The sequence below is a fragment of the Paenibacillus antri genome, assembly GCF_005765165.1.
Lineage (GTDB): Bacteria > Bacillota > Bacilli > Paenibacillales > YIM-B00363 > Paenibacillus_AE > Paenibacillus_AE antri.
Genome location: NZ_VCIW01000015.1, coordinates 159,889 through 184,187, shown reverse-complemented (window position 1 = coordinate 184,187; position 24,299 = coordinate 159,889). Strand labels below are relative to the sequence as shown.

The window sequence follows — 24,299 nt, the reverse complement described above, 5'->3', positions numbered from 1 at the left end:
TGGGCAGGTTGCCTACGTGTTACTCACCCGTCCGCCGCTAAGTGAACCCCGAAGGGAACACTCCGCTCGACTTGCATGTATTAGGCACGCCGCCAGCGTTCGTCCTGAGCCAGGATCAAACTCTCCAAAAAGGGTAGTTCAATATGCTGCGCTCATTACAAGCTAGCTTTACTTCTTTAAAAAAGCATATGCTTGGAGATTTTTTCTCGGCGAGTTCCTCGCCTGCGAAAAAACTCCGGCTCATGTTCAGTTTTCAAGGAGCAAGCTTGTCTTACTCGGTGTTGCTCGTCCGACTCGCTCAAGCGGCCGGAAGATTAATTTATCACATTTACAATCTTCTTGCAACTGGTATTTTCAGGAGAAGACCGTTTCGCTGCCGCCTCTCTTTCGGGCGGAAGATCATAATACCATGGCGCGTTCGACATCGCAACGTCCAAATTATCCCAGGTCCTTCTCTTCTATATATCCCTTCTTACGAACGACTGCAACAAACCAGATCAGAAACGGAAAAACGAAAGCGTACGGGATCGAGGAAGGAAAGTCGATTTTCGACGCGAACTGCATAAACACCGAGATATTCGGGTATACGACGACCGATAGCACGACCATGATCATGCCGAAGGGCAAATACAACGGGCGGGCTTCTTTCAATCGGAACAGCTCCGCGAAGGTCGTTACGGAAGCGTAAAAAGAAATTCCGAGTTTAAAGTAAATCGTAATAAACCAGATCCCCGCCATAATCACCTCCAACCGCTCGAGAAAATCGCCGATGCTGATCTTCTTGGCCAGCGTATAGCTAGGATATGTCTGTCTCGCCGTAATATCGGCCCCCAATACCAAAATGGACAAAAGGGAAATAAGAATTAACAGAAACCCTCCGATCAGTACCCCGACGAAGAGCGCTTTCCTCGCCTTCGGCGCGTTCGTTACCGACGGATAAATCATAAAGAACGCGACGATCTCCATATACGGCGTGCTCAGCAGCGGGATGGAAGCGGTAATGACCGGATTGATCCCGTATCCAAGGATCGGCGTTACGTTGTGAAAATCGAATTGAGGCGGTAGCAGGAATAGCATTATCAGAAAGAAAAAGATCATCCACGGAAAGAAAATTTCCGCCGTTCGAGCGAACGTTTCCAACCCGTTGCGTAGCCCCATAATGATGACTAATAAGAAGAAAGCATGGATAAAATGAATCGGCGTGTTCGGCAGTACCTGCGTCGTCAAAAAATCGCCGATATTTCGTAATACGAAAGCGGCGAGGAGGAAAAAGTAGCAAAAATATAAAAACGAGACGACTCTTCCCGCCCATTTGCCCAATACCTCCTGACTGTATTGCACTAAAGTGGAGGAAGGAAATCGAGTTAAGATCAAGTTATAAAAACCGACCATCGCTAAGCCGGAGATCAAGCCGACGATCGCCGCGACCCACGCATCTTGCTTCGCCGCGGAAGCGAGTCCGGAAGGCGCGATGAGAATCGAGCTGCCGACCGTAAACAAAACCGTCAGAATCGTCAGTTGATGGACTCCTATCTTCCCTTTTTCGACCAAAGCGCGTCTCTCCTCTTACTTCGATGGTCCGAGCAGCGCATCGCTGATCGGCTTGTGAATCGCCGTAATCCAATCCACGGGATTCGGAAGCGCGACATGGAGCGCCTGCAGCGTACTAACGGCGACGCCGATCGACAAGACGACGAAGAACACGAACAGCTCCCGCCATCGTCCTTTCCTGGCGAGCCCGGGCGCTTCGATAAGCGCGATGCATCCGCCCGCGATGAGTATGCCTGCCACCGACCACATGATCGCTCACTCCTGTACTAACGGCTCCGTCGTAGTCCCGTATCGGCGGAATCGGGCATCCACCTGTATCGTTACGTCGAGGTTCGTAAAATGGGAGTCCCACTCCTTCTTCAGCTCCTGCCAAGCGGCGGGATTCGCATCCTCGATCGCGTCCCCGAAGCCGAAAATGTCCGTTTGATTTTCTTGCGCTTTGCGAATCGCCGATTCCATCATTTGCTTGATTTTCTCGTTCGACCTGCGCTCCAGCTTCTCGATCGTCCCGGGCTTCAAGAGATCGATGTCGCATTGCACTTCTCCAATATCTTCTTCGACCTGAAGATCGATTCGGATTTCCGGCTTTCCCCCCACGACTTTGCCGGTCACGTCGGATTGCGTGCGGATGACCTCGACTCCGATCACGCCTTCGCCGCTCGGGCAGGCAAGCCGGCCCGCCGAGTTTTTCACGTTGCCCATTATGTAATTGTAGCCCTTGCTCTCTTCTTCGGTTAGCCAACCTATCAGCTTATCGCCCTTGAACATCGCAATGCCCGAGTATTTCAAATTCGAGTAAGGATATACGCGCTCCATGTTTTCTTCGGTCTCTCCCTTCTCCGCATCGCCGGCGATCTCGATCCCCGTTAGAACGGGATCTCTCGTCGGATTCGTAAGATCCGACACGAATCGGTCCAATTCGATTTTGACGGTCGGCGCCCATAGCTTATCGGAGATTTCCAACGTATCGAACAATTTATTGGCCGGAATTTTTTCGATCGGCGTCAACACTTCCAGCACCTTCTCGGCGGTCGCGTCCTTCGCCACGATCAAATAAAAGTCGCTTCGGATCTCATGATTTCTAGAGATGCCGTCCATCACTTTGATGACGCCTTGCCGCGCCAATTGTTCGCCGATGACCAAGATGCGAAGATGAGAGGTATAGATTCTTCTCGGCGAGACGACGGTGAGCTTCCGGAGCGCTTCAACCGTAGTTTTTTCCGTAACCTTCAATGTCGTCACGGGCGGACTGAATTTCCCTCCGCCGTTCTTCGCCGCGACTTCGGAAGGATTAACGATTTGTACGGACACTTGAACTCGTTCGTCTTTCGCGTCCAGTCCCATTCCCGCTACGATGGACAATTCGTTCAGCTCGCGGCGGTCCCAGCACCCGGTAAGAAGCGCGAGCGCCCCCAGCGCCGCCACCCCCCATCGAAAGTTCCGGATTCGCATTGTACATATACTCCTTACTTTAAGCCTCGGCCCTGCCCGGTCGACGCCATATTTTCTCGAATCTTATTTTTACTGAGAAAACGAGGCCTGGAAAACAATCCCCATTGCGGCAACCGAAGGATCGTATCCTTCTGGTCCGCAAGATTGAATGGCCCCATGGGAGACATATAGGGAACTCCAAACGAACGAAGTCCGCACAAATGTTGGACGAGAGCGATCACGCCTACGATGGTGCCGAATAACCCGAAGGCGGCGGCGAACAACATTAAAATAAAACGTAAGATCCGGATGGAGATCCCCATATTGAACGCGGGAATGACGAAATTCGAAATCGCGGTGATGGCGACGACGATGACCATGGCCGGCGAGACCAGTCCCGCTTCTACGGCCGCTTGCCCGATAACCAGCGCGCCGACGATCGAAACCGCCTGCCCGACGGTCTTCGGCAATCGCACCCCCGCTTCGCGAAGAATTTCGAAAGTAACCTCCATTAAGAACGCTTCGACGAAGGCGGGGAAAGGAACCCCTTCCCGCTGCGCGGCAAGGCTGATCAACAAGCCGCTGGGGAGCAGCTCTTGGTGGAACGTCGTAATCGCGATATACAGCGACGGCGCAAGCAACGAAATAAAAAAACAAACATATCGGAGCATTCGAATCAGCGTCGCGAATTCGGCCCGTTGATAATAATCCTCCGCCGATTGGTAAAATTGGACGAACAGAGCGGGCGCCAACAAGACGAAAGAGGTGCCGTCCACCAAGACGGCGATTCGCCCCTCGAGCAGTCCCGCGGCGATGACGTCGGGACGCTCCGAATTGTACATCGTGGGGAAGAGCGTGAACGTCTCGTCTTGAATCAGTTCTTCGATGTATCCGCTCTCCAGGACCCCGTCGATTTCGATTCGAGCCAATCTTTTTCTCGCTTCTTCGACTACCTGCTCGTTAACGACGCCTTGAATGTACATGATGCCGACTTGCGTTCGCGAAAGCGTCCCGAGGGTCATCGTCTCGAGCCATAGCTTCGGGGTGCGAAGCCGCTTGCGAAGCAAAGAAATATTGGTGTGAATGGATTCCGTAAATCCTTCCCGCGATCCCCTTACGACGGATTGGGTGGAAGGTTCCTCGACGGACCTCTCCTTCCCTCCGATCGAGTTGGCCGTCAGTCCATAATCGTAGCCGTCCGCCAGAATGACGGTCATTCCTAATAGGACGGCCTCGTAGACGCCTTGGTAATCGACGATCGGCTTTGCATGTTCGATCGCGGGGATCTGATTGCGGATAAAGTCCATTTTGTTCTTCACGCCGCGGACGGCATTCGCTCGAATCAACGGCTCTTTGATCATCTCTTGAACGATGGAGGGGTTCGCCAGTCCGTCGACATAGACGATGCCGACCTCGGGATTCCCCGCCGTCGGGTCGCGGTGCAGAGAGACGATGATGTCCATGCTCTGTCCGAATTCCGCTCGAATGTTCGCGATATTCCGATGCAGGTCCGCGACGAGGCGTTCCGGATGGTTCGGGTCAGGTTGCTTTGTACGGCTCTTCTGTATTTTTTTCGAAAGAAGGGAACGAATCACGCGCGGAATTTTGGTCATCGGTTCGGTCACCAACGCTTTTTGGTTAGCTTCCCCCGAACAGGAAGGAATTATGAAAAAGGAAAGAACCCTTACAATGTAAGGGTTCTTCTATATGATCTGTAGTGGGCTCGAACCACTGACCCCCACCCTGTCAAGATGGTGCTCTCCCAGCTGAGCTAACAGATCAGGCTATTCAATTCGGCGCGTTCATTTCGCGGCGACAAAAATGATATTACCACGCCCAATACATGATGTCAACAAATTCTTTGAAAAAAAAAATATTCGCGACCGATAGAAAAGGGAAGAACCCCCGCGATTGCGAGGGTTCTCGGTGCGATTATGATCTGTAGTGGGCTCGAACCACTGACCCCCACCCTGTCAAGATGGTGCTCTCCCAGCTGAGCTAACAGATCGTCATGTGAAGTTGCGTCGCGCGTCTTCGACCGACAACGCGTCCCGGGAATATGATAATACCATGCTCCCGGAAAACCTGTCAACCCCGACCTGAAAAAACTTCGTCCGGATCCGCATCCTTTATAGTTACCGCTCGGACACGCCGCCCCCGCCATGCGCTCCATGCTAAAGTGAGCAGCGGCGGCAGCCACAGGAACAACGCGTAAGGGGCGTATCGTTCGACGGGAACGCCGACGATCGTACCGCACAGCACCGCGATCATGTTCCACGGCACGAGCGCCGCGAGAAGCAAGCTGGTGTCGGCGGTGACGCGGGCGAGATGCTCGCGCGGGAACCGTTCGGTCCAGGCTGCCGCGAGACTTCGTGCCGTCATCATGATCGGCAGCGTCTGCGTGCACGAGACGAGGCCGAGCCCGAGGCCGAACAAGCCCGTGCGCGCCGTGGCGCCGACGAGCGAAGGCCGCTTGCCGAGCAGCCGCGCCGCGATCGGCCGGACGATGCCGGCGCCCTCCATTATGCCGTTATAGGCGCCGGCCAGGGCGATCAAGACGACGAGCTCGACCATACCCGCCAGCCCTTTGCCATGGGATACCGCGGAGCCTGGATCGGCGCTGCCCTCCGCAGACGCATAACCGCCCCACAACCAGCCGATCCACTGCAGCGCCGTGCCGCCCTGCAGCGACGCCCCGACCGCAATGCCGGCGACGATGCCGACGACGAACGCATAACGCGTGCGCAGCCGGAACATAATCGCGAGCAGAAGCAATGCCGGCGGCAATGCAAGCAGCCATGACCCGCCGGCCGCGGAGCCGTAAACGACGCCGAGATCCTCTTCGCCGGCTCCCCAAGCGCCGACCCCGTCGAACGTGGCGAAGACGGCCAAGGCGATGCCGAAGGCGGCGTAGGTCGTCGGCTGCAGCAGCCGGAACAGCGACCGTTCCGGCACGCCGGCGGACGAAGCGACGAGCTGGTGCGCGCTCGAGAACGGCGACGTGCGGTCGCCGACGAACGCGCCCGAGACGAGCGCCCCCGCCATCAAGGGCAGCGGTACGCCGAGGTGGGCGGCGACGCCCATGAGCGGGATGCCGACCGAGCTTAGCGTACCCGTCGACGTGCCGAGCGTCATCGCGACGATCGACGCGAAGACGAAGCCGAAGGTGACGATCCAAGCCGGATCGAGCAGCCGCAACCCGGCGCCCACCATATAATCGATAACCCCGCCGGCCGTCCATGTCGGGATGAGCAAGCCGACGAGCAACAAGATCCATACCACTTCCTTCGTATGCCCTACGCCTTCTCCCATCATCCTCAGGAGCGCCTTATGTCCCGACACGACGCCGCAGCGCAGCACGCTCCAGATCAACGCCCCCAAACCGACCGAAAAACCGACCGCCAGCGGCAATTCCGCCGCGTATGCGGCACCCAACCCAACGATCGTCAACGCGACGACCCCTGTCAATCGCAAAGCGCTCATGATGAAAAATCTCCTCGTCCTGCAACAACCTGCGAAGCTGCGCCGTTTAATAGTCAGAATATCCGATAAAACGCTATGAAAAAGGTGATTCTACACAAAGAAAAATCGGCATTATCGTCTATGCAACATATTCGAGACGAATCGCGTTAAGTAAGCAAACGAAAGAAAACATTCAAAATCTTAAGAAAAAAGGTGATCGATAATGATGAAAAAATGGATGACGGCAACCGCGGCGGCAGCGATCGTTCTCGGAACGATATCTTCTTCGGCCTTGGCGTTCGACGATCTCAAAGGCGTCCCGCACGCCGATAAAATTATGGAGCTGCGGGATCGCGGCTTCGTGAACGGCGTGGATAAAATCAAGTTCGTCCCTCACGAGAAGCTAACCGCGCAGCAAGCGATCCCGCTGATCGTGAAGAGCATGCAGCTCAGCCTCGCGCACATGACGTTCGTTAAAGCGCCGGAAGCGACCGATTATTTCACGAAAATCCCGAACGACGCATGGTACGCCGAAGCGTTCATCATCGCGCATCATAACGGCGTGCCGATCGACAAAGACGTCAACCCGAACGCGCCGGTGACGCGTGAGCAGTTCGTTCAATGGCTGATGCACGGTCTCTATGCGACCGGCGAGTACGCTTGGCCAGAAATCTATCTTATGGTCGAAGACGAAAAGAAAGTTTCGGACGGTTATATGGGCGCGATCCAGCATGCGCTCATCGGCGGCATCGCGGAGCTCGACGAGAACGGCAAGTTCCGCCCGCAGGAGCCGATTACGCGCGCCGAAGCCGCCGTCATGGTTCGCAATGCGGTCGATTACGTCGAAGAGATGAAGCAGCCGATCGAAGAGCCGCCGGTCGACCCGATCGAATCCGGCGAGGTGAAGACGTCTACGACGGCCGTAAACAAAGACGTACAGAAGGTCGTGCTCGATATGGGCGAGAAGCCGCACCCAGGTTGGGGCGTTCGCATCGAAGGCATCGACTTCATCGACGACACCGCGGTCATCCGTTACAGCGTGACCTATCCGGACCCGGCTGCAATGTATCCGATGGTCATCTCGTACCCGAAGGCGGAGACGTACCTTTCCTCCGAGTATAAGAATATTACGTACCAGCTCGTCTCCGTGACGAACCGGATCCCGGACCCGGATGCTCCCGTAGATAGCGGCGAAAGCTCCGGCGCGGCAGGCACCTACGAAGAAGGCCGCGCGCCAGAAGGCGACGCGTCGGAGCATGCGGCAAAATAATCGAAGCAGAGGCTTCGGCGGATTCTGCGAGAATCCCCGAGCCTCTTTTTCGTTCAATCGTAAAACCGTTCTCGAAATTCCGGCCGCATCAACAAGCATTGCTCCCGCTTCCCGAACCAACGGTACCGGTTCCGCGCCACGAACGAGTAGATCGGATCCCGAACGAATCGCGGAATCGCAAGCAAGGCGGCGAGCAGCGGCCACCCGCCGTCGAGGTGACGCGCCAATCGCAGCGCGCCGCCGGACCGCACGTACGCCGCCCCTCCCTCGACGAGTACGAACGTATCGAGCGAAGCGGCGCCCGACAAGGCATGCTCCCGGAGCAGCCGTCTCCCCGTCTCGGATTGGAGGGCCGCATAGCGCAACGTCCCCTTCCGGTTCCGAACGATCGTGAATCGGACGACGGCCGCGCATAAATTGCATTCTCCATCATAGAGAACGATCGCTTCTCCGCCCTTCTCCTTCATCCGCTTCCTCCCCTTCCATTCCCGTTCCTTCCATTATAGCGCTTCCGGCGCAGTATAAAAACGATTCAGTTGCAAACCCTATGCTTACATTGATGACAAGGGGGATGTTCGAAATGTCGAAAAAGAATACTTTAGCGTGGGCGCTCCTGCTTAGCTTGGCGCTCGGCCTTACGGCATGCGGCGGCGACGACATGAGACAGGAGATGCAGCAGGAACGACAAGAAGACATCATCGACGAACGCGAAGACGAGCAGCTGAACGCGCCGGGCGTAGAATACAATCAGGAACAACGGGAAGACCGGGTGGACGAGATCGAGGACGACCGCTAGCTTATAACGGTCCAAGGAGGAACGAACCGGGATGGAGAAACAACTGAAAGAGCAAACCGCTTTCGAAACCGGCGGCATTCCGACGCCCGCCGGTCAGGAGAACATCGCCGCGACGGACGGCATCGCGAATGCCGTGGAAGGCATCTTGGATAACATCCAAGCTTCTATCGCCGGCGACGCGCCAGTGGGCGCGAAGCCGGTTCGCCGCAAATAGTCCCGCGACGGCCCTCCCTCGTTCCGCGACCGACGGGACGTCGCCCATAGGAGGATAAAACCCAATGCGCAAGAAGAAGCAGGCGCCGACCGTCGCTCCCGGGATGAATACGCACGATGCGTTGGAGAAGCGTGCGACGGATCAGGACATTCGAAAGGGCGATTCCACGACCGTGACGAGGCTGTATTTGGATCGTACCCCTAACGATTAACTTAACAATATCAAGGAGGGTCCAGGAACATGGCTGGCAAAGCGATCAAAGACGGCGAAGACGATCAGATCATGAACAACCGACCGCCGGGATTGAAGAACGACTTCGGGATCGACAGCGAAGAGGATAAGCTGGACTTAGAGCTGATGCCGGACGGGAAGGCGCGGCTGAATCCGACGTCGAAGACGAGCAGATAACGATAGATGCGCCTCGAACGCCAAGCTTGCCATAGCGCGTACGAGGCGTTTTGATTTCCCATTATGTGCATGGTTGCCGAATTACATATGCTTCGTTCGCCCGGGCAATCTATAACGGCACGGCACTCATTACTCTTTGAGGAGGTTTCGCCATTATGGGTTTTTTCGATCGGTTGTTTAAGGGCGGGATGCAAGAAGAGGAATTCGAGGAAAGCCGGGTCGCCGACACGGAATTTGCGGACGAAGAGTTCGCGGATACGGAGTTCGCGGCCGAAGACGACGCCACGCTGCGCCTGCGCGAGGAAGAGCTGGAAATTCGGAAAGACCGCGTGAAAACCGGCGAGGTCGTCCTGCATAAGGACATCGTCGAGGAACAGCAACGCGTCGCCGTTCCGGTCGCGCACGACGAAGTCGTTATCGAGCGCCGCGCCCTCGATCATTCGCCTTCGAGCGAACCTATCGCCGAAGAAGAGACCGTTCATATTCCCGTAACGGCGGAACGCGTAGACGTCGACAAGCGCACGGTCGTCCGCGAAGAAATTTCGGCCCATAAGCGCGAAGTCGAAGAGACCGAATGCGTCGACGAAGTGCTCCACAAGGAAGTGGCGCATGTCGAAACCGACGGGGACGCCGTCGTGACGGAGACGGACGCATACCGGTAAATCGTCGGATTGTCCATCTGCCCCGCTGCGCCCTGCGCAAGCGGGGCAGAAACCTATTCGGAGGGATGAAGCAACGATGATCATGCGTATGGTGTTATGGGCAATCGCCGGCGCCGTCTTAGGCGCGATCGCGGGGTTCGCGCTGCCCGGCGTCGGGATCGGCGGCGCCGTCGCGGTCGGAGCCGCGCTCGGCATCGCGGCGAGCTTGCTGTCTCCGCCTCGGCGAGGGACGACCCGTCCGTCGGTCGAATCCGTACCGGAGGAAGCCGAATCGGCGACATTGCGCCTTCGCGAAGAGCGTCTGGACATTCGCAAGGAGCGAGTGCGAACGGGAGACGTCGCGATCCGAAAGGAAGTCGTTGAGGAGAAACGAACGATCGAAGTACCGATCCGACGGGAGGAAGTCGTTATCGAGCGAACGAGCGCCCGCCCCGGCGAACCGGATGGAATCGTGACGGAAGAAATCCGAATCCCCGTGAAGGAGGAGCGGATCGACGTAGTGAAGACGCCCGTCGATCTCGAAGAAGTCGTCGTCTCCACCCGATCCGTCGAAGAAATCCATGAAATCGACGAACGGGTAAAAAAGGAGGTCGCAAGGGTCGAAGCGATCGGAGCGGCGAACATGGCCGGCGATTCGGTCGGCGACGAACCTAGAGCGTGACGATGACGATGACTTCACGAAAAAACCCGTTGGAAGGCGCGATTCTCTCGCTTCTTCCAACGGGTTCCATCATAAGTGCAAGCATAATGCAATATGGGCCCTACAGGACTCGAACCTGTGACCAATCGGTTATGAGCCGACCGCTCTAACCAACTGAGCTAAAGGCCCTTAAGAAAGGTTGGTTGCGGGGACAGGATTTGAACCTGCGACCTTCGGGTTATGAGCCCGACGAGCTACCGGACTGCTCCACCCCGCGACGCATCGTAAAAATTCGAAACCATATATAAATATAACGAATGATAACGTCATTGTCAAGGGGAATGGGCCGCGGCGAATTACATTCTGTATCGCACGCCGTAGCGGCCCTTCCTCGAACAGAAAATTTCGACGTACTGCGGACTTTCGTACCCGTAAATCCACCAGTCTTCTTCCATTCGCTTCGCCAGGCAGCTCGCCTGAAATTTCGTATTGTATAAGCGACCCCAGTACACCCATGCCATAGCTGTTCGAACACGCTCCCGTTGGAAGTAATGTGTTCTCATGGTGCCCTTAGGGTCGCCGTTCCATGCATCTGCTTACGCGCTTTCTTCGGAGCCGGCCGCAGCGATCGCGTCCGAAAGCCGCTCCTCCTCGTCTCTCGCCCGGTGCGCGATGCGCCCCGCGGCGGAAGCCGCTACGCTGGCGACCAGATCGTCGAGGAACGTGTGGACGCCCTTGCCGATCTTCGTGTCGAGCCGCTTGATGATACCGATCTTATGCTTATCGAGATGGCCGAACGTCGTGACCGCGATGCTGCCGTATCCGAACACGGATCCGAGCGCCAACGTCTCGTCGCAGCCGAACAACCCTTCGTCCGACGCCACGAGCGATTGCAGCGGCTCGGACAGCTTCCCCTGCTCCGCGAGCACGTCCATCTCGATGCCGACGAGCAGCGCATGCTGCATCTCCCGCTTCTCCAATACCGCCGCCACGCTGTCGAGACAAGCCTCCATCGTCAGGTGCGGATGATACGGACGCTGCATCTCCATGACGATCTCCGCGATATCTTCCAACCGTACGCCGCGCTGCTCCAACTTCCGCAGCACCGCTTCGCGAACGGCCCGGCTATGAACGCTCTTCCCCATGGTGTTCCTCCTCTCGTTCGTACGCTCCATTATATCACGACGCGTGAAATTTCTCCTTATGAAACGAGTAGGATACGGTATAATAAAGAATACCAAGCTCGATGAAGGAGGCGGTACAGGTGAATTTCGGCATCGTCATCTTTCCTCCGAAGGACGTACAGGACGCGGCCAACAGTTATCGCAAGCGGTTCGACCCGCATTACAGCCTCATCCAGCCGCACCTGACGATCCGAGAGTCCGAATCGTGGGATCCGCCGACGCTTGCGAACGCCGTGGAGCGACTAAGCGACGTCGCGGCGAAGCTGCCGCCGGTCGAAGTGAAGCTGAACCGATTTTCGACGTTTTATCCGGTTTCCAACGTCGTCTACATGGCGCTCGAAAACCCGAAGCCGTTGGAACGACTGCATGAAGCGGTATGCGACGGTCCCCTCGCCGTCCGCGAACGGAAATACAGCTTCACCCCGCATCTGACCGTCGCCCAGGGCGTCGGAGGCGACGAGATGCACGATATTTATTCCAGTCTGCGGCCGATCCCGCTTGCCTTCTCGTTCGTCGTCGATCGACTCCACCTGCTGTACCAGACGGACAACGGCGCGTGGACCGCGCATCAGACGTTCCTTCTGCAAGGCTAAGCTGCTTGGATGAAAAAAAGAAACCTCCTAGCGCGCCGATCGCGCGTCGGAGGTTTCTTTTTCGTAATTTCATTATTCGGTGACTTCGACAGCTTCTTCCGTTGCAGCCTCTTCGGCTTTCGCTTCGGTGTCGATCGGCAGCGGTTCCGGCATGCCCGGCTCGCCCCAGTTCCCGCCTTGGAAGTTCGGGTCCTCGCGCATCTGCTGCAGCATCGCGTCGCCTTCCGTCTGCCATTCCTTGAGCGCTTGACGCACTTCCTTCTTGCCGTCGAGCACTTCTTGGAACTTCTGCTGACCGATAGACTGCACCATATAGATGTTCGGGTACTTGCGGTACATCTCCATCTCGTCTTGGATCGGCGCCGGCTTGAGCTGATAGAACGCGCCGATGTTGTAACTCATGCCTTCCTTCGGCTGGAGATACTCCTTGTTCGAAACAAGCGTGCCTTGGCTTCTGGATTTCAAGCGTGCCCAGTCGTCGCCGTTGACGAACTTCATGAATTCCCATGCGTCTTTGTCGTTTTGCGCTTTCGCGTTGATGCCCATCATGCCTTGCAGGTAAATCTGCCCGCCGATGCCCGGCGCTTCCGGATGCGTCGGCAGCGTGACGACGTCCCAATCGATCGGATCGAGCTTGTCGTTCGTCTCGGCCGTCTTGTTCGCATTGATAAGTTCGTTGATATAATAGTAGCTCGAAATCGCCATCGCCGTACGGCCCGACAAGAAGTTATCCCAGTCGAACGGTCCCGGCTCCTTCATCGGCTGCGCCTCCCAGTTCGGAGGACCCGGGATGATCTTCTGCTTGCGCAGGTCGACGATCTTCTTCCATACGTTCTCCCAGCTGTCGGAATCGACGGCCATCTTGTCGCCCGTCTGATCGTAATAGCTCAGCTGCAGCGGTTGGGTGTACATCTGCATCTCGTAGAACGAGTCTCCGCCTTGGTACGTCGTGAACGAGAAGCCGTACTTCTGGTTTTCGCCTTCGCCGCCCGACAGCTGGCGGCCCAAGTCGAACACTTGGTCCCACGTCATGTTGTCCGTCGGGAACGCGACCCCCGCGTCTTGGAACATCTTCTTGTTGTAGAACAACGCGGAGGAGCTGAACAACGGCGCCAGCGCATAGAGCTTCCCGTCCGGAGACGATTCCTTGATGCCGTCGAGCACGGTCGGCACGATCTTGCTCGTGTCGAATTTATCCGCCGTAATGAGCGGGTCGAGCGGCATGAGCAAGTTTTCGTTCACGAGCTCGGACAAGTTGTTGAACTCCATCATGACGAGGTCCGGCGGATTATCGCCTTGCATCATCTTCTTCAGCTCTTCCATCGGATCCGGCTGCTTCGACGGATCGTACGGCTCGCTGCTGTAACGGTACATGCTGCTGTCGACCGCAGGGACGATCTCGATCTTGATGTTCGGATTCGCGAACTCGAACAGCTCGGTGAACTGCGAACGGAACCATTCGTCGTCGCCGTAGCCTTGCAATGTGCCGATTCGCAATACGCGCTCGGTATTGTCCGTCTGCGCTTCCCCTTGCGAGCAAGCGGCCAGCGCCGACAGGCTGAGCACGGAGGCCATCGAGACGGCCACCGTGCGAGTAAGCTTCGATTTCCTCGAAAGAAGCTTCATACTTTTCCCTCCAGTGATTTAGGTGCTTTAATGACGATTTTCTCACCGTCGAATTCGAGCGACGCTTTGTTTCCGATTCCGAGCGTTTCCAAATATTCTTTGGGAATTTGCAATCGACCGGCCCGGTCGATGACGACGTACGCTTCGTGCTCTTCCTTCACCGTGCGCCTTCCAACGGTTTCAGTATTATAGACGGCGGAATCGAGCTCAGGGTTGCGCTTAATAAATTCTGTGCTCGTTAATCCGTCGCGGATCGCGACGACGCGGTCCACCTTGCCCGCCAGCTCCAGGTCGTGCGTGACGATGACGATCGTGACGCCGAGCTCCCGATTGAACGTGCGGAAGATGTCCATGATCCGATCCGACGTCGCGGAATCGACGGAGCCCGTCGGCTCGTCGGCGAGGAGCAGCTTCGGGCGGTTCGACAGCGAGATCGCGATCGCGACGCGCTGCTGCTCCCCCCCGGACAGCTGATGCAGCTTGTTGTTCATCCGTTCCTTCAGCCCGACCCATTCGAGCAGCTGCTTCGCGTACGCGCGGTCGAGCTTTCCGCCGAGCATCATCGGCATCTCGACGTTCTCGAGCGCGGTCAGGTACGGGAGCAGGTTGCGGGCGTTGTTTTGCCAGACGAAGCCGACGGTGCTCCGCTTATACTCCACGAGCTGTTCGTCGCTGATCTTCAGCAAATCCCAGTCGCCGACCCTCACCGTACCCGCCGACGGACGGTCGAGCCCGCCGAGAATGTTCATGAACGTCGACTTGCCGCTGCCGGAGTTGCCGATGATCGCCATCATCTCGCCGCGTTCGACGGTCAGGTTGAGGCCTTGGAGGGCGACGACCTCGACCTCGTCCGTCTTGTAAATCTTTACGAGTCCTTCGCACGTAATCATCGGTTACCGCTCCTCTCCGAGTTTCACCGCTTGGTGCACCCGCAGCCTGCGGATATGCGTCAGCAGGAGGCCCGCGCCGAGCGCGACCATGACGAGGACGACGCCGTACAGCTGGTACGTGTCCCCCGCCTCGAAGACGACGCGGAACGGCGGCACTTGACTCGCCGCGCTCTCCGTCGTCTGCAGGAACGGCAGGAACAAGAGGCTCGCGACGCGGCCGATCGTCAGGCCGAGCGCGATCGAGAGACCCGCGGTGAACGCCTGCTCCAGGAACAGCATGCCGGTCAACCCTCGACGCGACAGCCCCATCGCACGCAGCACGCCGAATTGCACGACGCGGCTCGATAAATTAAAGAACCAATACAGAATGTATCCGATTAACGAGATGATGACCGAAACCAAGAAGCCCAAACTCAGTATTCCGAAAACGCCGCCCCGCGCCGGATGCTTCTGCTGCACGATCAGCTCGTTCCGCACGTCCTTCACGGACGCGAGATCGATGCCCTTCCCCTGCAGCGCTTCGACGATCGGAGTCACCCGCGCGTCCGGCTCCATCTTCAGCCACACCTCGTACGGAATGATCGGCACCTGATCGTAGATGTACTCGAGGTTGGCGATGAAGAACGGCGTGACGTCGGGGTACTGCGACGGCCAATACGGCAGCGTCCCGACGATGACGAATTCGATGAGCTGGCCCGAGATGCTGATCGACGCCAAATCGCCGGGCTTCAATTGATATTTATCCGCGACGTTCTGCGGAATGATCAACGCTTGCTCGAAATCGCCCATCAGATCCAGGTACAAGAACGGGTGCGCCGGATACAGATCGTTCCGCCACCATGCGACCTCGGCGAATTTGTCGTTGTCGATGCCCATGATCGTACCGGTGCCGATCGACTTGCCGGAGATGACGACGCTGCCCTTCGTCTGAAGGACGCGAGCGGCGTGCTCCACGCCCGGCAGCTCCTCGAACACCTGGAACGGCGGTTCGATGTAGAACACCTGCTGCGGAGGAGGCGCCCCGCCTCCCGGCTGTCCGCCCGGCTGCCCGCCGGGTTGGCCTCCGGGCTGACCGCCCGGTTGACCTCCAGGCTGTCCTACGGGTTGGCCGCCCGGGTTTTGCGAGCCCGGCGGCGGTCCGCTCGATTCGACGAAGCCTTCCCACACGGTCTGGACGACGACGTCGGTACCGTATTGGTACAGCGTCCGTTCCGTCGAGTTCAGGTCGATCGTCCGCGCCGCGGCGGAGTTGTACACGCCGAGGCCGAGCGTCAAGATGAGCAGCAGCATCAACGGATAATACGACTTCGAAGAACGGGATAATTGCGTCAGCGTCAAATAGAGCGGAACGGGCAAATACGATCGCCCGAGCCAATTGAACAGCTTCAAGATCAACGGGAACAGTCGTAAGCATAACAGCCCGATCGAGAAAATCGCAAGCGCCGGCACGAAAAACAGCGTCGGCTGCACCTGCAGTTGATCCGTCGTCAACCCGGTTTGCATCGAAATCATCTGGCGTTCCTTGAACAAATACCAGCCGTAGCCGACGACGCCGATCAAGGCGACGTCCAGGAAGTATCGCTGCCACGCCGGCGCCTTGTTCGCCCTGGCCATCTGCTGCTTCAATCCGACGATCGACGACCGCGCGGATTGAATCGCCGGAATGACGGTCGAGATGACCGCGATCAGCACCGCCGCAATACCGTACAGCATGGCGTCCGTGCCGAAGCCGACCGGAATCGACTGGCGGTCGACGAACGTCAGGAAGCCGCTGGCCGAGCCGATGCTCTTCGCCATGAACCAGCCGAGCATCGGGCCGACGACGAGCGCGATGCCGCCCAAGATGAAGCCTTCCAATAAGTACATCCAAATAATTTGCTTCGTTCCGGCGCCGCGGCTGCGCAGCACCGCGATGTCGCTCCGCTGCCGGTCGAGCGCCTGCTTGGCGTTCATCGAGATGTAATAGAACACCATCGCGATCATCGGCGCCGCCAGCGTGAAGAGCAGCAGCTGCAGCTGCAGGCTCTGCGAGCGGAAGTCCTGCAGCATGTCGCGGAACGACAAGTCGACCTGCGTCCCTTGCAGATGCTGGTACAGTTCGATGTCGAGCCGCGACAGCGAGGACGACAGCGGCGACAAGTCGCTCGTCTGAATCTCCCGAAGGTCGAAGGCGTAATACCAAGTCGCCAGATTGATCGGAAGCCCCCGCTTCTGCAGCAGCTCGTTCATCATGAGCGATTCGTCGACGACGAGCGTGTTGACGAGTCCTTCGAGCCCTTGATACCAGTACGGGCTTGTGTCGTCCTTCGGCACGTACGCGCCGACGACCTTCACCCGCAGCTGCTCGTTCCCGCCGAACGCCGGGTAATAAAATTCGTCGCCGACGCGGAACGAGTTGCGGAACGCGCCTTCCTCGAGCACGACCGCCTCGATGACGCCGTTCTTGATTTCCGCGGACGGCAACGCGCCGTTCACGAGCTCGGCATGCTCCCCGAAGTCGCTCATCGCCGTTAACGTCATCTGGCGCCGCTTGCTCGGGTCTACCGTACTCGGGTCGACGACCGCGAGCTGCGCGCCGCGAATCGAGACCGCCTGCACGTAAGTCGCGAACGGGAAGCCGACGCGCGCCGGGACGTCTTCCTCGATGAACCGCTTCACGTCCGCGAACGCGTCCAGATCCGCCTTGTCGCTGCCCGTCGCTTGATAGCGCATGAGCAGCGAGCCGGCGGGGAAGCCTTCGCTGTTTTCCTTCAGCGACGACGAGACGACCCGCTTCAAGGCGCCGTCCGAATACATCGGAATGCTGGTCGTGAAAGCCACCGCCACGATCAAGCCGATCAAGGTCGAGATCGTCAGCCAGCGGGTGTTCCACATCTTACGGTAAAGAAACCGTAATAGAAGGAGTCCCATTAGCGACCAACTACTTTCTGTCCGGGCTCGAGCCCCTTCACGATCTGAACCTGCGTCGACGTCTGCTTGCCGACCTCGACGTCCACCTCCGCCTTGTTCCCCTCGCCGTCTACGACCTGCACGTAGCTTCGGCCGTTATACGATCGCAGCGCCGCCGGCGGAATGACGACCGCTTGCTCGATCCGATCCGTAACGACCGTCACGCTGAGCGGCGTGCCGCGCGTCACGCCTTCCGGCCACGACTCGAGCTCGACGAGCAAATAGTTGTCCACCGAATCCTCCTCGGGCTGATTCGGATTCGGGTTGCCGTTGTTATTGTCTTCTTCGGCCGTCGGCAGCCGCTCGACCTTCCCCTTATGCTCGCCGGCCGCGCTGATGCTGACGACCGCGTCCATGCCGACGGCGACCTTATTCAGATCGTCCCGCGAGAAGTCGACCGCCACGGCGAGCTCGGACAAGTCCGCGAGCACCGCGATCGTGTCGTACGCCGCTACCGTATCGCCGGCCTTCACCTTAAGCGACACGACCGAGCCGTCGAACGGCGCCGTCAGCTGCGCGTTCGCGATCGTCTCTTCCAGCTCGACGAGCGTCGTCCGCTTCAGCTCGAAATCGACCTTCAGCTGCTCCAACTCCTCCGGCTCGTATTCGTCCGCCTTGCGGAGAATGTCGATCATCTTCAGCTCTTCCTGCCGGAACTCGAGCTTCTGCCGGCGCAGCTCGCGCTCCTTCTCGGCGACGTCCAGCACGGCGATCAAATCGCCCGCCGCGACCGTCTCGCCCGACTTCACGTACACTTCCTTGACGCGGAAGCTGCCGGCGCCGCCCGTCTCGCCGCTGCTCGTGAAGAACAGGTTCTCCTCGCGCAGCGACATAATTTTGCCGATGCCCTGCACCTTCTGCTCGATCGTCTCGACGCGAACGTCGTACGTCGGCTTCTCCGACAGCTTCGGCGGCGTAATCGTCGGCAGCACTTCCTCCTCGGCTTCCTTCGGCAACAGCGAGCAGCCGGAGGTGACGGCGAGCGCCGCCGCCAAAGTCAATGCGAACGCGACGCGCGCGGAACGGTTAGGACGCCTTGAAGCGTCCGTCCACCATCTCATAAACATGATCGGCAACCTCCAAAATCGTAGGATCGTGAGTTGTCATACAAATCGTAACGTTCTCCGTCGCGATGATTTCGCGAAACACGGCCATCACCTGCGCGCCCATCTGGCTGTCCAGCTCCGCCGTCGGCTCGTCGGCCAGCAGCATCGCCGGGCGGTGCGCGATCGCCTTCGCGATGGCGACGCGCTGCTGCTCGCCCCCGGACAACTCGTACGGACGGTGATCGGCCCGCTTCGTCAATCCGACCAGCTCGAGGCAATGCGAGACGCGAGCCTTCCATTCGCCGCGGGGCGCGCCCGCCATGCGGAGCGACAGCTCCACGTTCTCCCAAGCGGATAATAAGGGCATAAGGGCATACGTCTGGAAAATGAATCCGATCTTCTCCCGCCGAATCGCCGTCCGTTCTTCGTCCCCCAGCTTATGAAACGCATGGCCGTGAAAGACGATCTCGCCCTTCGTCGGCACGTCGAGGCCGCCCAGCATATTGAGCAGGGTCGTCTTCCCCGAGCCGGATCTCCCTCTCAGCATGACCAGCTGGTTCGGGCGCAGCTCCATGTCGATTCCCTTCAGCACGGGAATCTTCTGTCCGCCGACCTGGAACGTCCGCTCCGCGCCGCGCACGGAAAGCAGCGTTCCTGGGGCCGATTGCCCCGTTCTATCCGCATCCATCTCTATATAGTCCCTCCCATGCCGATTGCACTACATCTAAGACGCAGCGAAAACCCAAAAAGTTACACCGCTTGGACAAAAAAGATTTGGTAAAAAGAAAAGGCGCCCGAAGGCGCCTCGACGCGCGTCGACACGACCGGTCGACGCGATGTTACGTTATTCGACTTTTATCTTGTCATCCATCCGCCGTCCACGCACAACACGTGGCCGCTCATATAATCGGAGGCGGACGACGCGAGGAAGACGACCGGACCTTTCATATCTTCCGGCGTACCCCAACGTCCCGACGGGATGCGCTCGAGAATTTGGCGGTTGCGCGTCTCGTCGTTCCGCAGCGCCTCGGTATTGTCCGTGGACATATACCCCGGGGCGATCGCATTGACGTTGACGCCCCGGCCCGCCCACTCGTTCGCGAGCGCCTTCGTCAGGCCGGCGACCGCGTGCTTGCTCGCCGTGTAGCCCGGGACGTTGATGCCGCCTTGGAACGTAAGCATCGAAGCGATGTTAATGATTTTGCCGGAGCCCTGCTTCACCATCTCTCGACCGAGCGATTGGCTCAGCAGGAAGACGGAGTTCAAGTTGACGTCCAGCACCTCTTGCCAATCCGCGTAGCTGTGCTCGGCCGCCGGCGTCCGGCGGATGATGCCCGCGTTGTTCACTAAGATGTCGACCTTGCCGTACGCTTCCAACGCGGCGGCCGACACGCGGGCCGCTCCCTCTTCGGAGGACAGGTCGGCTTCCACGACGACCGCCTTCCGTCCGAGCGCTTCGACCGCCTTTAACGTCTCCTCCGGCGCCGTCCGGTTGACGACGAGCGCCAGATCGGCGCCCGCTTCCGCGAGCCCGAGAGCGAGACCTTGGCCGAGCCCGCGTCCCGCGCCCGTCACGACCGCGACTTTCCCCGTTAAGTCGAACAGCTTGCTCATGGATGATCCTCTCCTTCTTCCTCGTATCCGCAATCGACGGCGACGCCGGCGGCCCGATATTCGTCCGCGACGGATTTCGGCAGTCCCGCATCGGTGTAGATCGTGTCGATCTCGCCGAGCGACGCGAACGTCACGAGCGCGCTGCGGCCGAACTTGCTCCGGTCCGCGACGCAATGCACGACGCCGGCGCTCTCGACGAGCGCCCGCTTCATCGGCAGCTGCGTTCCCGTGAACACCGTCAGCCCGTATTCCGGATGAATGCCCGTCGCCGACAAGAACGCCTTGTGAATGTTCAGGCCGCGGACGAACTCCACCGCTTCGGGTCCGACGAGCAGATTCCGCTCTCGATACCCCCCGGGCACCACGAGGCGAATCTGTTCCTTGCGGGACAGCTCCGCGATGATGAACAGGTCGTTCGTTACGACCGTGATCGGCGCGTTCGGCAGCAGCTTCGCGATTTCGAGCGTCGTGCTGCCGCCGTCGAGCGCGACGATCTCCTCCGGCTGGATCGCCGCCGCCGCGCGCGACGCGATGCTCGCCTTCTCCGCCGGATACTTCGTATTCGGCACCGGGGGCGGCAGCATCGGCTCGCCTTCGTCCGTCGCCGCGACCGCCCCGCCGTGAATGCGGCGGAGCAGCCCCTTCTCCTCAAGCTTCTCCAAGTCTTCGCGGACCGTCTTCTCCGTAACCCCGAGCGCGGCGGCGAGCTCCGCGACCCGGACGGTCCGCTCGCGGGCAAGCGTCCGTATGATGTGCTCGTGTCGTTGAACGGCCAGCATCGACGGCTCTTACCGAAGCGCCTTCATCGGGATCATGTCCATGTCGGAGAACGACTGGTTTTCGCCCGCCATCGCCCAGATGAACGTATAGTTGCTCGTGCCGACGCCCGAGTGGATCGACCAGCTCGGCGAGATGACCGCCTGCTCGTTGCGAACGACGAGGTGCCGCGTCTCGGTCGGCTCGCCCATCATGTGGAAGACGACGCCGTCTTCCGGCATATCGAAGTACAGGTATACTTCGGAGCGGCGCTCGTGCGTGTGCGACGGCATCGTGTTCCACATGTTGCCCGGCTTCAGCAGCGTCATGCCGAGCACGAGCTGGCAGCTCTGGATGCCGTCGGCGTGGATGTATTTATAAATCGTGCGCTCGTTCGAGTTGGCGATGCTGCCGAGATGCTGCGGCGTCGCTTCGCTGAGCGCCGCCTTCACGGTCGGGTACGTCATATGCGCCGGAGCCGAGATCAGGTAATATCTCGCCGGGTTCGACGCGTCGGCGCTCGCGAACGAGACCGCCTGCGTGCCGCGTCCGATGTAGAGGCAGTCCTTCGCGTCCATCGCGTAGTCGACGCCGTCCGCCGTCACCGTGCCGGCGCCGCCGATGTTGACGATGCCGATCTCGCGGCGCTCGAGGAAGGAGTTCGCGCCGATAAGCTTCAGGTCGACTTCAAGAGCGACCGCCGCGTTCGTCGGCACGACGCCGCCGATGATGTACCGGTCGACATGGCTGTACACGAGCTTCAGCTCGCCCGGGACGAATAACGATTCCACCAAATATTCTTTGCGAAGCTTCTCCGTGTCGTAGCTCTTCGAAGCTTCGGCCGTAGCCGCTTGACGAAATTCCATGATCGTAACGCCTCCGTTTTCCGTTTTGTTCCGTTCTCATACCCCATTGTACCGTTTGGGTTCGTTTTTGTACAGAATTGTTTGTTTTCATTATGCGTTTTCCCTCGATTTCACGTTCAGTCAGCTTCCTCCGAAAAGGTCCGACAGCTGAGCCAAGGGAGCTCGAGGAGAAGGAGTCGGGAGAGACGCGCGACGCCGCCCCGCACCGTAACAAGCCAATTTGGAATGGAGGACTTCCGGCTCAACAAAAAAAAGCGCAGCCGATGTCGGCCCCGCCTTCCAATTAATGCTTCAAACGTTCAATTAAGTAAGCTGCAATCCGCTCCGTCTCGCCGAAGTCGAACGTCGGCAGGCGCCCCTCCCGAGCCAACGTTTCCCGCGTCGCGGCATCCCAGCTCGCGGCCGCGATTACGCCGTCCAGCTCGTTCAGCAGCGACAGCTGTTCCGCCGAGTGGGCGAGCGCCAGCTTCGGATACTTCTCCCGCTTCCAGCCTTCCACGAGTACTAGGTCGACCCGCCCCGCCATGCGGGACAAGACGTCGTCGAGTTCGGACGGACGTTCCTCGAACCAAGCCGTCCGCCGCGCCGAGACGACCGCCGTGACGGCCGCCCCGGCGCGGCGATGCTTCCACGAGTCGGTGCCGGGGACGTCCGGGTCGAAGTCGTGACCGTCGTGCTTCACGGTCCCGACCCGCAGCCCGAGCCCGGCGAACCGCTCCGCCAAGTCGCAGACGAGCGTCGTCTTCCCGGTTTTCTTATATCCGACGATTTGCACCACCGTAAGTCGTTCCTTCACCGCAGAAGCCCCTCTCTTATCCGCGCAACGGTACGACGGTCACGAGCGTGCCGGCCGCGGTCCCGCTTCCGCCGGGCGGGATGACGACGAAGCAGTCCGCGCCGAGCCCCGGCAGCATCCGGCTCGACCGGTCGCCGCCGCCCGCCGCGGCGTACAGGACGCCGGACTCGCTCCACCAGCGGCCCCGCACGTAGCGCGGGTATGCGTTCGGCTTCGGGAACGCCTCGGCGAGCCGCGCTTCGAACGCCGCGGGCCCGGACCGCGGATCGCCTTGCAGCGCGAGAATGACCGGCCGCGCGAACAGCTCGAAGCCGGCGAAGCAAGCGCCCGGATTGCCCGACAGCGCAAGCAGCAGCTTCCCTCGGCGGGCGCCTGCGGACGTGACGCTCCCGGGACGCATCCGCACCTTATTGAAGAGCAGCTCGCCGTCCCACTCGTGGAGCAGGTCCGTAACGACGTCGTAATCGCCGACGGACACGCCGCCCGTGGTAATCGTAAGATCGCACGACGACAGCCCTTCCTCCACCGCGGCCGCGATGCGGGCCATGTCGTCCGGGGCGGCGCAAAGCGGCACCGGCTCCGCGCCCGCGGCGATCGTCTGCGCCGCCAACATGTAGACATTGCTGTTGCGGATCTTGCCCGGAACGAGCGGCGCTTCGGGAGGGAGCAGCTCCGAGCCGGTCGCCAGAATCGCTACCCGCGGCTTGCGATACACGTTCGCATGGGTCCGGCCGACCGTCGCGAGCAGCGCGATTTCGGCCGGACCGAGCCGGCGGCCCGGCTCGACGACCGTCGTCCCGGCCTCGACGTCGGAGCCGATCGCGCTCACGTTCGCGCCGGGCGCCGCCGAGCGGCGAAGGACGACGTGCGCGGCGCCCCGGACCGTCGTCTCCGCGACGGCTTCGAGCATCGCGACGGCGTCGGCGCCCTCCGGCAGCATCGCGCCGGTCATGACGCGCATCGCCTCGCCGGGGGCCAGCGCCGTCTCCGGCACGTCGCCGCAGGCGACCGCGCCGACGACGCGCAGCAAGACGGGCGACTCCGATGCCGCGCCCGCCGTGTCGGCGGCCCGAACGGCGTAGCCGTCCATGCCCGAGCGGCGGAAGTGCGGCACCGGGTCCGCCGCGGCGACCCGCTCGGCCGCCAGCCGGCCGTACGCCGCCGCCAGCGGCACTCGCTCGACGCCGACCGGCGCGGCGTGCGCGAGGAGGCGAAGGCGCGCCTCCTCGACGCCGACGGCCGTGCGTTGAAATCGTCTCGACGCCTCGTTCATCCGCCGCTGACCGGCGGCAGGAACGCCACCTCGTCGCCCGGATGAATGATCGCCTCATCGCCGGCGTACTCCTGATTAATCGCCGCGAAGCAGCTCGCGAGCCGATCCGACGCGACCGGATACGCTTCCGCGAAGGCGCGCTTCGCGTCCGCCACCGTCGCGGGCAGCTCCGTCTCGAGCCGGACCGCGGAGGCGCCGACCGCTTCGGCCAGCCCTGCAAAAATCAAGATGTTCAACATCGTAACCGTCCCCCGTTTCGCGCCCATGCCGTC

At 59.7% G+C, this 24,299-nt stretch carries 26 protein-coding genes, 4 tRNA genes and 1 rRNA gene; 8 read left to right on the top strand and 23 right to left on the bottom strand.

Annotation, left to right across the window (positions count from 1 at the left end; translation table 11 throughout):
• The 8 genes from FE782_RS20905 to FE782_RS20870 all read right to left on the bottom strand — a co-directional run.
• Positions 1-131, bottom strand: a 16S ribosomal RNA gene (locus FE782_RS20905); the annotation flags it as partial.
• A gap of 307 nt (positions 132-438) precedes the next feature.
• Positions 439-1,551 carry a GerAB/ArcD/ProY family transporter gene (locus FE782_RS20900; protein WP_138196237.1) on the bottom strand — a complete coding sequence of 371 codons (1,113 nt, stop codon included), beginning with the start codon at positions 1,549-1,551 and terminating at the stop codon, positions 439-441.
• Positions 1,552-1,566: 15 nt separating this feature from the next.
• Positions 1,567-1,800 carry a hypothetical protein gene (locus FE782_RS20895; protein ID WP_138196235.1) on the bottom strand — a complete coding sequence of 78 codons (234 nt, stop codon included), beginning with the start codon at positions 1,798-1,800 and terminating at the stop codon, positions 1,567-1,569.
• A 6-nt stretch (positions 1,801-1,806) separates the two neighbouring features.
• Positions 1,807-3,003, bottom strand: coding sequence for a Ger(x)C family spore germination protein (locus tag FE782_RS20890; protein WP_138196233.1), 1,197 nt, complete (start codon positions 3,001-3,003; stop codon positions 1,807-1,809).
• Between the two features lie 14 nt (positions 3,004-3,017).
• Positions 3,018-4,595, bottom strand: a complete 1,578-nt coding sequence (locus tag FE782_RS20885; RefSeq protein ID WP_138196231.1) for a spore germination protein — start codon at positions 4,593-4,595, stop codon at positions 3,018-3,020.
• A 95-nt stretch (positions 4,596-4,690) separates the two neighbouring features.
• Positions 4,691-4,763 (bottom strand) — tRNA-Val (locus FE782_RS20880).
• A gap of 154 nt (positions 4,764-4,917) precedes the next feature.
• Positions 4,918-4,990, bottom strand: a tRNA-Val gene (locus FE782_RS20875).
• An 80-nt stretch (positions 4,991-5,070) separates the two neighbouring features.
• Positions 5,071-6,465: a Na+/H+ antiporter NhaC family protein gene (locus FE782_RS20870; RefSeq protein ID WP_238392588.1), complete on the bottom strand. Its 1,395-nt coding sequence runs from the start codon at positions 6,463-6,465 to the stop codon at positions 5,071-5,073.
• 202 nt (positions 6,466-6,667) lie between these two features.
• On the opposite strand from FE782_RS20870, the gene FE782_RS20865 reads away from it, so the two are divergent.
• Positions 6,668-7,714 (top strand): S-layer homology domain-containing protein, encoded by a 1,047-nt coding sequence (locus FE782_RS20865; RefSeq protein ID WP_138196227.1) that lies wholly within the window; start codon positions 6,668-6,670, stop codon positions 7,712-7,714.
• Between the two features lie 53 nt (positions 7,715-7,767).
• Here FE782_RS20865 and FE782_RS20860 read toward each other — a convergent pair whose 3' ends face one another.
• Positions 7,768-8,181, bottom strand: coding sequence for a thiol-disulfide oxidoreductase DCC family protein (locus FE782_RS20860; RefSeq protein WP_138196225.1), 414 nt, complete (start codon positions 8,179-8,181; stop codon positions 7,768-7,770).
• Positions 8,182-8,294: 113 nt separating this feature from the next.
• Between FE782_RS20860 and FE782_RS20855 the strand changes: the two genes are divergently transcribed.
• The 6 genes from FE782_RS20855 to FE782_RS20840 all read left to right on the top strand — a co-directional run bounded on the left by FE782_RS20855 (position 8,295) and on the right by FE782_RS20840 (position 10,455).
• Positions 8,295-8,510, top strand: a complete 216-nt coding sequence (locus FE782_RS20855; RefSeq protein ID WP_138196223.1) for a hypothetical protein — start codon at positions 8,295-8,297, stop codon at positions 8,508-8,510.
• A gap of 31 nt (positions 8,511-8,541) precedes the next feature.
• A complete protein-coding gene (locus tag FE782_RS20850; RefSeq protein ID WP_138196221.1) occupies positions 8,542-8,724 on the top strand; it encodes a hypothetical protein in 183 nt (60 codons plus the stop codon).
• 64 nt (positions 8,725-8,788) lie between these two features.
• Positions 8,789-8,935, top strand: a complete 147-nt coding sequence (locus FE782_RS32655; RefSeq protein WP_202914577.1) for a hypothetical protein — start codon at positions 8,789-8,791, stop codon at positions 8,933-8,935.
• Positions 8,936-8,964: 29 nt separating this feature from the next.
• Positions 8,965-9,132: a hypothetical protein gene (locus tag FE782_RS32375; protein WP_158299484.1), complete on the top strand. Its 168-nt coding sequence runs from the start codon at positions 8,965-8,967 to the stop codon at positions 9,130-9,132.
• Between the two features lie 155 nt (positions 9,133-9,287).
• The gene (locus FE782_RS20845) at positions 9,288-9,794 is read left to right on the top strand and encodes a YsnF/AvaK domain-containing protein (RefSeq protein ID WP_138196219.1); all 507 of its coding nucleotides are present in this window, start codon (positions 9,288-9,290) and stop codon (positions 9,792-9,794) included.
• 76 nt (positions 9,795-9,870) lie between these two features.
• The gene (locus FE782_RS20840; protein WP_138196217.1) at positions 9,871-10,455 is read left to right on the top strand and encodes a YsnF/AvaK domain-containing protein; all 585 of its coding nucleotides are present in this window, start codon (positions 9,871-9,873) and stop codon (positions 10,453-10,455) included.
• A gap of 94 nt (positions 10,456-10,549) precedes the next feature.
• Here the strand turns inward: FE782_RS20840 and FE782_RS20835 are convergent.
• From FE782_RS20835 to FE782_RS20825, 3 genes are all read right to left on the bottom strand, one after another.
• A tRNA-Ile gene (locus FE782_RS20835) sits at positions 10,550-10,623 on the bottom strand.
• 11 nt (positions 10,624-10,634) lie between these two features.
• A tRNA-Met gene (locus FE782_RS20830) sits at positions 10,635-10,711 on the bottom strand.
• Positions 10,712-11,030: 319 nt separating this feature from the next.
• Positions 11,031-11,579, bottom strand: coding sequence for a phosphatidylglycerophosphatase A family protein (locus FE782_RS20825; RefSeq protein ID WP_138196215.1), 549 nt, complete (start codon positions 11,577-11,579; stop codon positions 11,031-11,033).
• A gap of 119 nt (positions 11,580-11,698) precedes the next feature.
• On the opposite strand from FE782_RS20825, the gene FE782_RS20820 reads away from it, so the two are divergent.
• Positions 11,699-12,211 carry a 2'-5' RNA ligase family protein gene (locus tag FE782_RS20820; RefSeq protein WP_138196213.1) on the top strand — a complete coding sequence of 171 codons (513 nt, stop codon included), beginning with the start codon at positions 11,699-11,701 and terminating at the stop codon, positions 12,209-12,211.
• Between the two features lie 72 nt (positions 12,212-12,283).
• Here FE782_RS20820 and FE782_RS20815 read toward each other — a convergent pair whose 3' ends face one another.
• From FE782_RS20815 to FE782_RS20765, 11 genes are all read right to left on the bottom strand, one after another.
• Positions 12,284-13,837, bottom strand: a complete 1,554-nt coding sequence (locus tag FE782_RS20815) for an ABC transporter substrate-binding protein (RefSeq protein ID WP_138196211.1) — start codon at positions 13,835-13,837, stop codon at positions 12,284-12,286.
• The gene (locus FE782_RS20810; RefSeq protein ID WP_138196209.1) at positions 13,834-14,727 is read right to left on the bottom strand and encodes an ABC transporter ATP-binding protein; all 894 of its coding nucleotides are present in this window, start codon (positions 14,725-14,727) and stop codon (positions 13,834-13,836) included. The genes FE782_RS20815 and FE782_RS20810 overlap by 4 nt, the downstream gene beginning before the upstream one ends.
• Before the next feature lie 3 nt (positions 14,728-14,730).
• Positions 14,731-17,637, bottom strand: coding sequence for an ABC transporter permease (locus FE782_RS20805; protein ID WP_138196207.1), 2,907 nt, complete (start codon positions 17,635-17,637; stop codon positions 14,731-14,733).
• The gene (locus FE782_RS20800) at positions 17,637-18,743 is read right to left on the bottom strand and encodes an efflux RND transporter periplasmic adaptor subunit (protein ID WP_138196206.1); all 1,107 of its coding nucleotides are present in this window, start codon (positions 18,741-18,743) and stop codon (positions 17,637-17,639) included. Before FE782_RS20800 ends, FE782_RS20805 begins: the two co-directional genes overlap by 1 nt.
• On the bottom strand, positions 18,703-19,410 hold the full coding sequence (locus FE782_RS20795) for an ABC transporter ATP-binding protein (RefSeq protein ID WP_138196204.1): 708 nt from the start codon (positions 19,408-19,410) through the stop codon (positions 18,703-18,705). The genes FE782_RS20800 and FE782_RS20795 overlap by 41 nt, the downstream gene beginning before the upstream one ends.
• Positions 19,411-19,577: 167 nt before the next feature.
• Positions 19,578-20,336 carry a 2-dehydro-3-deoxy-D-gluconate 5-dehydrogenase KduD gene (gene kduD, locus FE782_RS20790; protein ID WP_138196202.1) on the bottom strand — a complete coding sequence of 253 codons (759 nt, stop codon included), beginning with the start codon at positions 20,334-20,336 and terminating at the stop codon, positions 19,578-19,580.
• Positions 20,333-21,115: a DeoR/GlpR family DNA-binding transcription regulator gene (locus FE782_RS20785; protein ID WP_138196200.1), complete on the bottom strand. Its 783-nt coding sequence runs from the start codon at positions 21,113-21,115 to the stop codon at positions 20,333-20,335. The genes kduD and FE782_RS20785 overlap by 4 nt, the downstream gene beginning before the upstream one ends.
• A 9-nt stretch (positions 21,116-21,124) precedes the next feature.
• Positions 21,125-21,958, bottom strand: coding sequence for a 5-dehydro-4-deoxy-D-glucuronate isomerase (gene kduI, locus FE782_RS20780; protein WP_138196198.1), 834 nt, complete (start codon positions 21,956-21,958; stop codon positions 21,125-21,127).
• Positions 21,959-22,241: 283 nt separating this feature from the next.
• Positions 22,242-22,754, bottom strand: a complete 513-nt coding sequence (gene mobB, locus FE782_RS20775) for a molybdopterin-guanine dinucleotide biosynthesis protein B (RefSeq protein WP_138196196.1) — start codon at positions 22,752-22,754, stop codon at positions 22,242-22,244.
• Between the two features lie 16 nt (positions 22,755-22,770).
• Positions 22,771-24,027 (bottom strand): molybdopterin molybdotransferase MoeA, encoded by a 1,257-nt coding sequence (locus FE782_RS20770; RefSeq protein WP_138196194.1) that lies wholly within the window; start codon positions 24,025-24,027, stop codon positions 22,771-22,773.
• Positions 24,024-24,266, bottom strand: coding sequence for a MoaD/ThiS family protein (locus tag FE782_RS20765; protein WP_158299483.1), 243 nt, complete (start codon positions 24,264-24,266; stop codon positions 24,024-24,026). Before FE782_RS20765 ends, FE782_RS20770 begins: the two co-directional genes overlap by 4 nt.
• Between the last annotated feature and the right edge of the window lie 33 nt (positions 24,267-24,299).

Bases quoted from the DNA above. Each gene is read 5' to 3' on its own strand.
- FE782_RS32655 (WP_202914577.1), top strand. From the start codon at position 8,789: ATGCGCAAGAAGAAGCAGGCGCCGACCGTCGCTCCCGGGATGAATACG.
- FE782_RS20870 (WP_238392588.1), bottom strand. From the start codon at position 6,465: ATGAGCGCTTTGCGATTGACAGGGGTCGTCGCGTTGACGATCGTTGGG.
- FE782_RS20765 (WP_158299483.1), bottom strand. From the start codon at position 24,266: ATGTTGAACATCTTGATTTTTGCAGGGCTGGCCGAAGCGGTCGGCGCC.
- FE782_RS20850 (WP_138196221.1), top strand. From the start codon at position 8,542: ATGGAGAAACAACTGAAAGAGCAAACCGCTTTCGAAACCGGCGGCATT.
- FE782_RS20785 (WP_138196200.1), bottom strand. From the start codon at position 21,115: ATGCTGGCCGTTCAACGACACGAGCACATCATACGGACGCTTGCCCGC.
- FE782_RS20800 (WP_138196206.1), bottom strand. From the start codon at position 18,743: ATGTTTATGAGATGGTGGACGGACGCTTCAAGGCGTCCTAACCGTTCC.
- kduI (WP_138196198.1), bottom strand. From the start codon at position 21,958: ATGGAATTTCGTCAAGCGGCTACGGCCGAAGCTTCGAAGAGCTACGAC.
- FE782_RS20840 (WP_138196217.1), top strand. From the start codon at position 9,871: ATGATCATGCGTATGGTGTTATGGGCAATCGCCGGCGCCGTCTTAGGC.
- FE782_RS20825 (WP_138196215.1), bottom strand. From the start codon at position 11,579: ATGGGGAAGAGCGTTCATAGCCGGGCCGTTCGCGAAGCGGTGCTGCGG.
- FE782_RS20845 (WP_138196219.1), top strand. From the start codon at position 9,288: ATGGGTTTTTTCGATCGGTTGTTTAAGGGCGGGATGCAAGAAGAGGAA.
- kduD (WP_138196202.1), bottom strand. From the start codon at position 20,336: ATGAGCAAGCTGTTCGACTTAACGGGGAAAGTCGCGGTCGTGACGGGC.
- FE782_RS20865 (WP_138196227.1), top strand. From the start codon at position 6,668: ATGATGAAAAAATGGATGACGGCAACCGCGGCGGCAGCGATCGTTCTC.
- FE782_RS20855 (WP_138196223.1), top strand. From the start codon at position 8,295: ATGTCGAAAAAGAATACTTTAGCGTGGGCGCTCCTGCTTAGCTTGGCG.
- FE782_RS20860 (WP_138196225.1), bottom strand. From the start codon at position 8,181: ATGAAGGAGAAGGGCGGAGAAGCGATCGTTCTCTATGATGGAGAATGC.
- FE782_RS20895 (WP_138196235.1), bottom strand. From the start codon at position 1,800: ATGTGGTCGGTGGCAGGCATACTCATCGCGGGCGGATGCATCGCGCTT.
- FE782_RS20770 (WP_138196194.1), bottom strand. From the start codon at position 24,027: ATGAACGAGGCGTCGAGACGATTTCAACGCACGGCCGTCGGCGTCGAG.
- FE782_RS20795 (WP_138196204.1), bottom strand. From the start codon at position 19,410: ATGGATGCGGATAGAACGGGGCAATCGGCCCCAGGAACGCTGCTTTCC.
- FE782_RS20885 (WP_138196231.1), bottom strand. From the start codon at position 4,595: ATGACCAAAATTCCGCGCGTGATTCGTTCCCTTCTTTCGAAAAAAATA.
- FE782_RS20805 (WP_138196207.1), bottom strand. From the start codon at position 17,637: ATGGGACTCCTTCTATTACGGTTTCTTTACCGTAAGATGTGGAACACC.
- FE782_RS20810 (WP_138196209.1), bottom strand. From the start codon at position 14,727: ATGATTACGTGCGAAGGACTCGTAAAGATTTACAAGACGGACGAGGTC.
- FE782_RS20815 (WP_138196211.1), bottom strand. From the start codon at position 13,837: ATGAAGCTTCTTTCGAGGAAATCGAAGCTTACTCGCACGGTGGCCGTC.
- FE782_RS20890 (WP_138196233.1), bottom strand. From the start codon at position 3,003: ATGCGAATCCGGAACTTTCGATGGGGGGTGGCGGCGCTGGGGGCGCTC.
- FE782_RS32375 (WP_158299484.1), top strand. From the start codon at position 8,965: ATGGCTGGCAAAGCGATCAAAGACGGCGAAGACGATCAGATCATGAAC.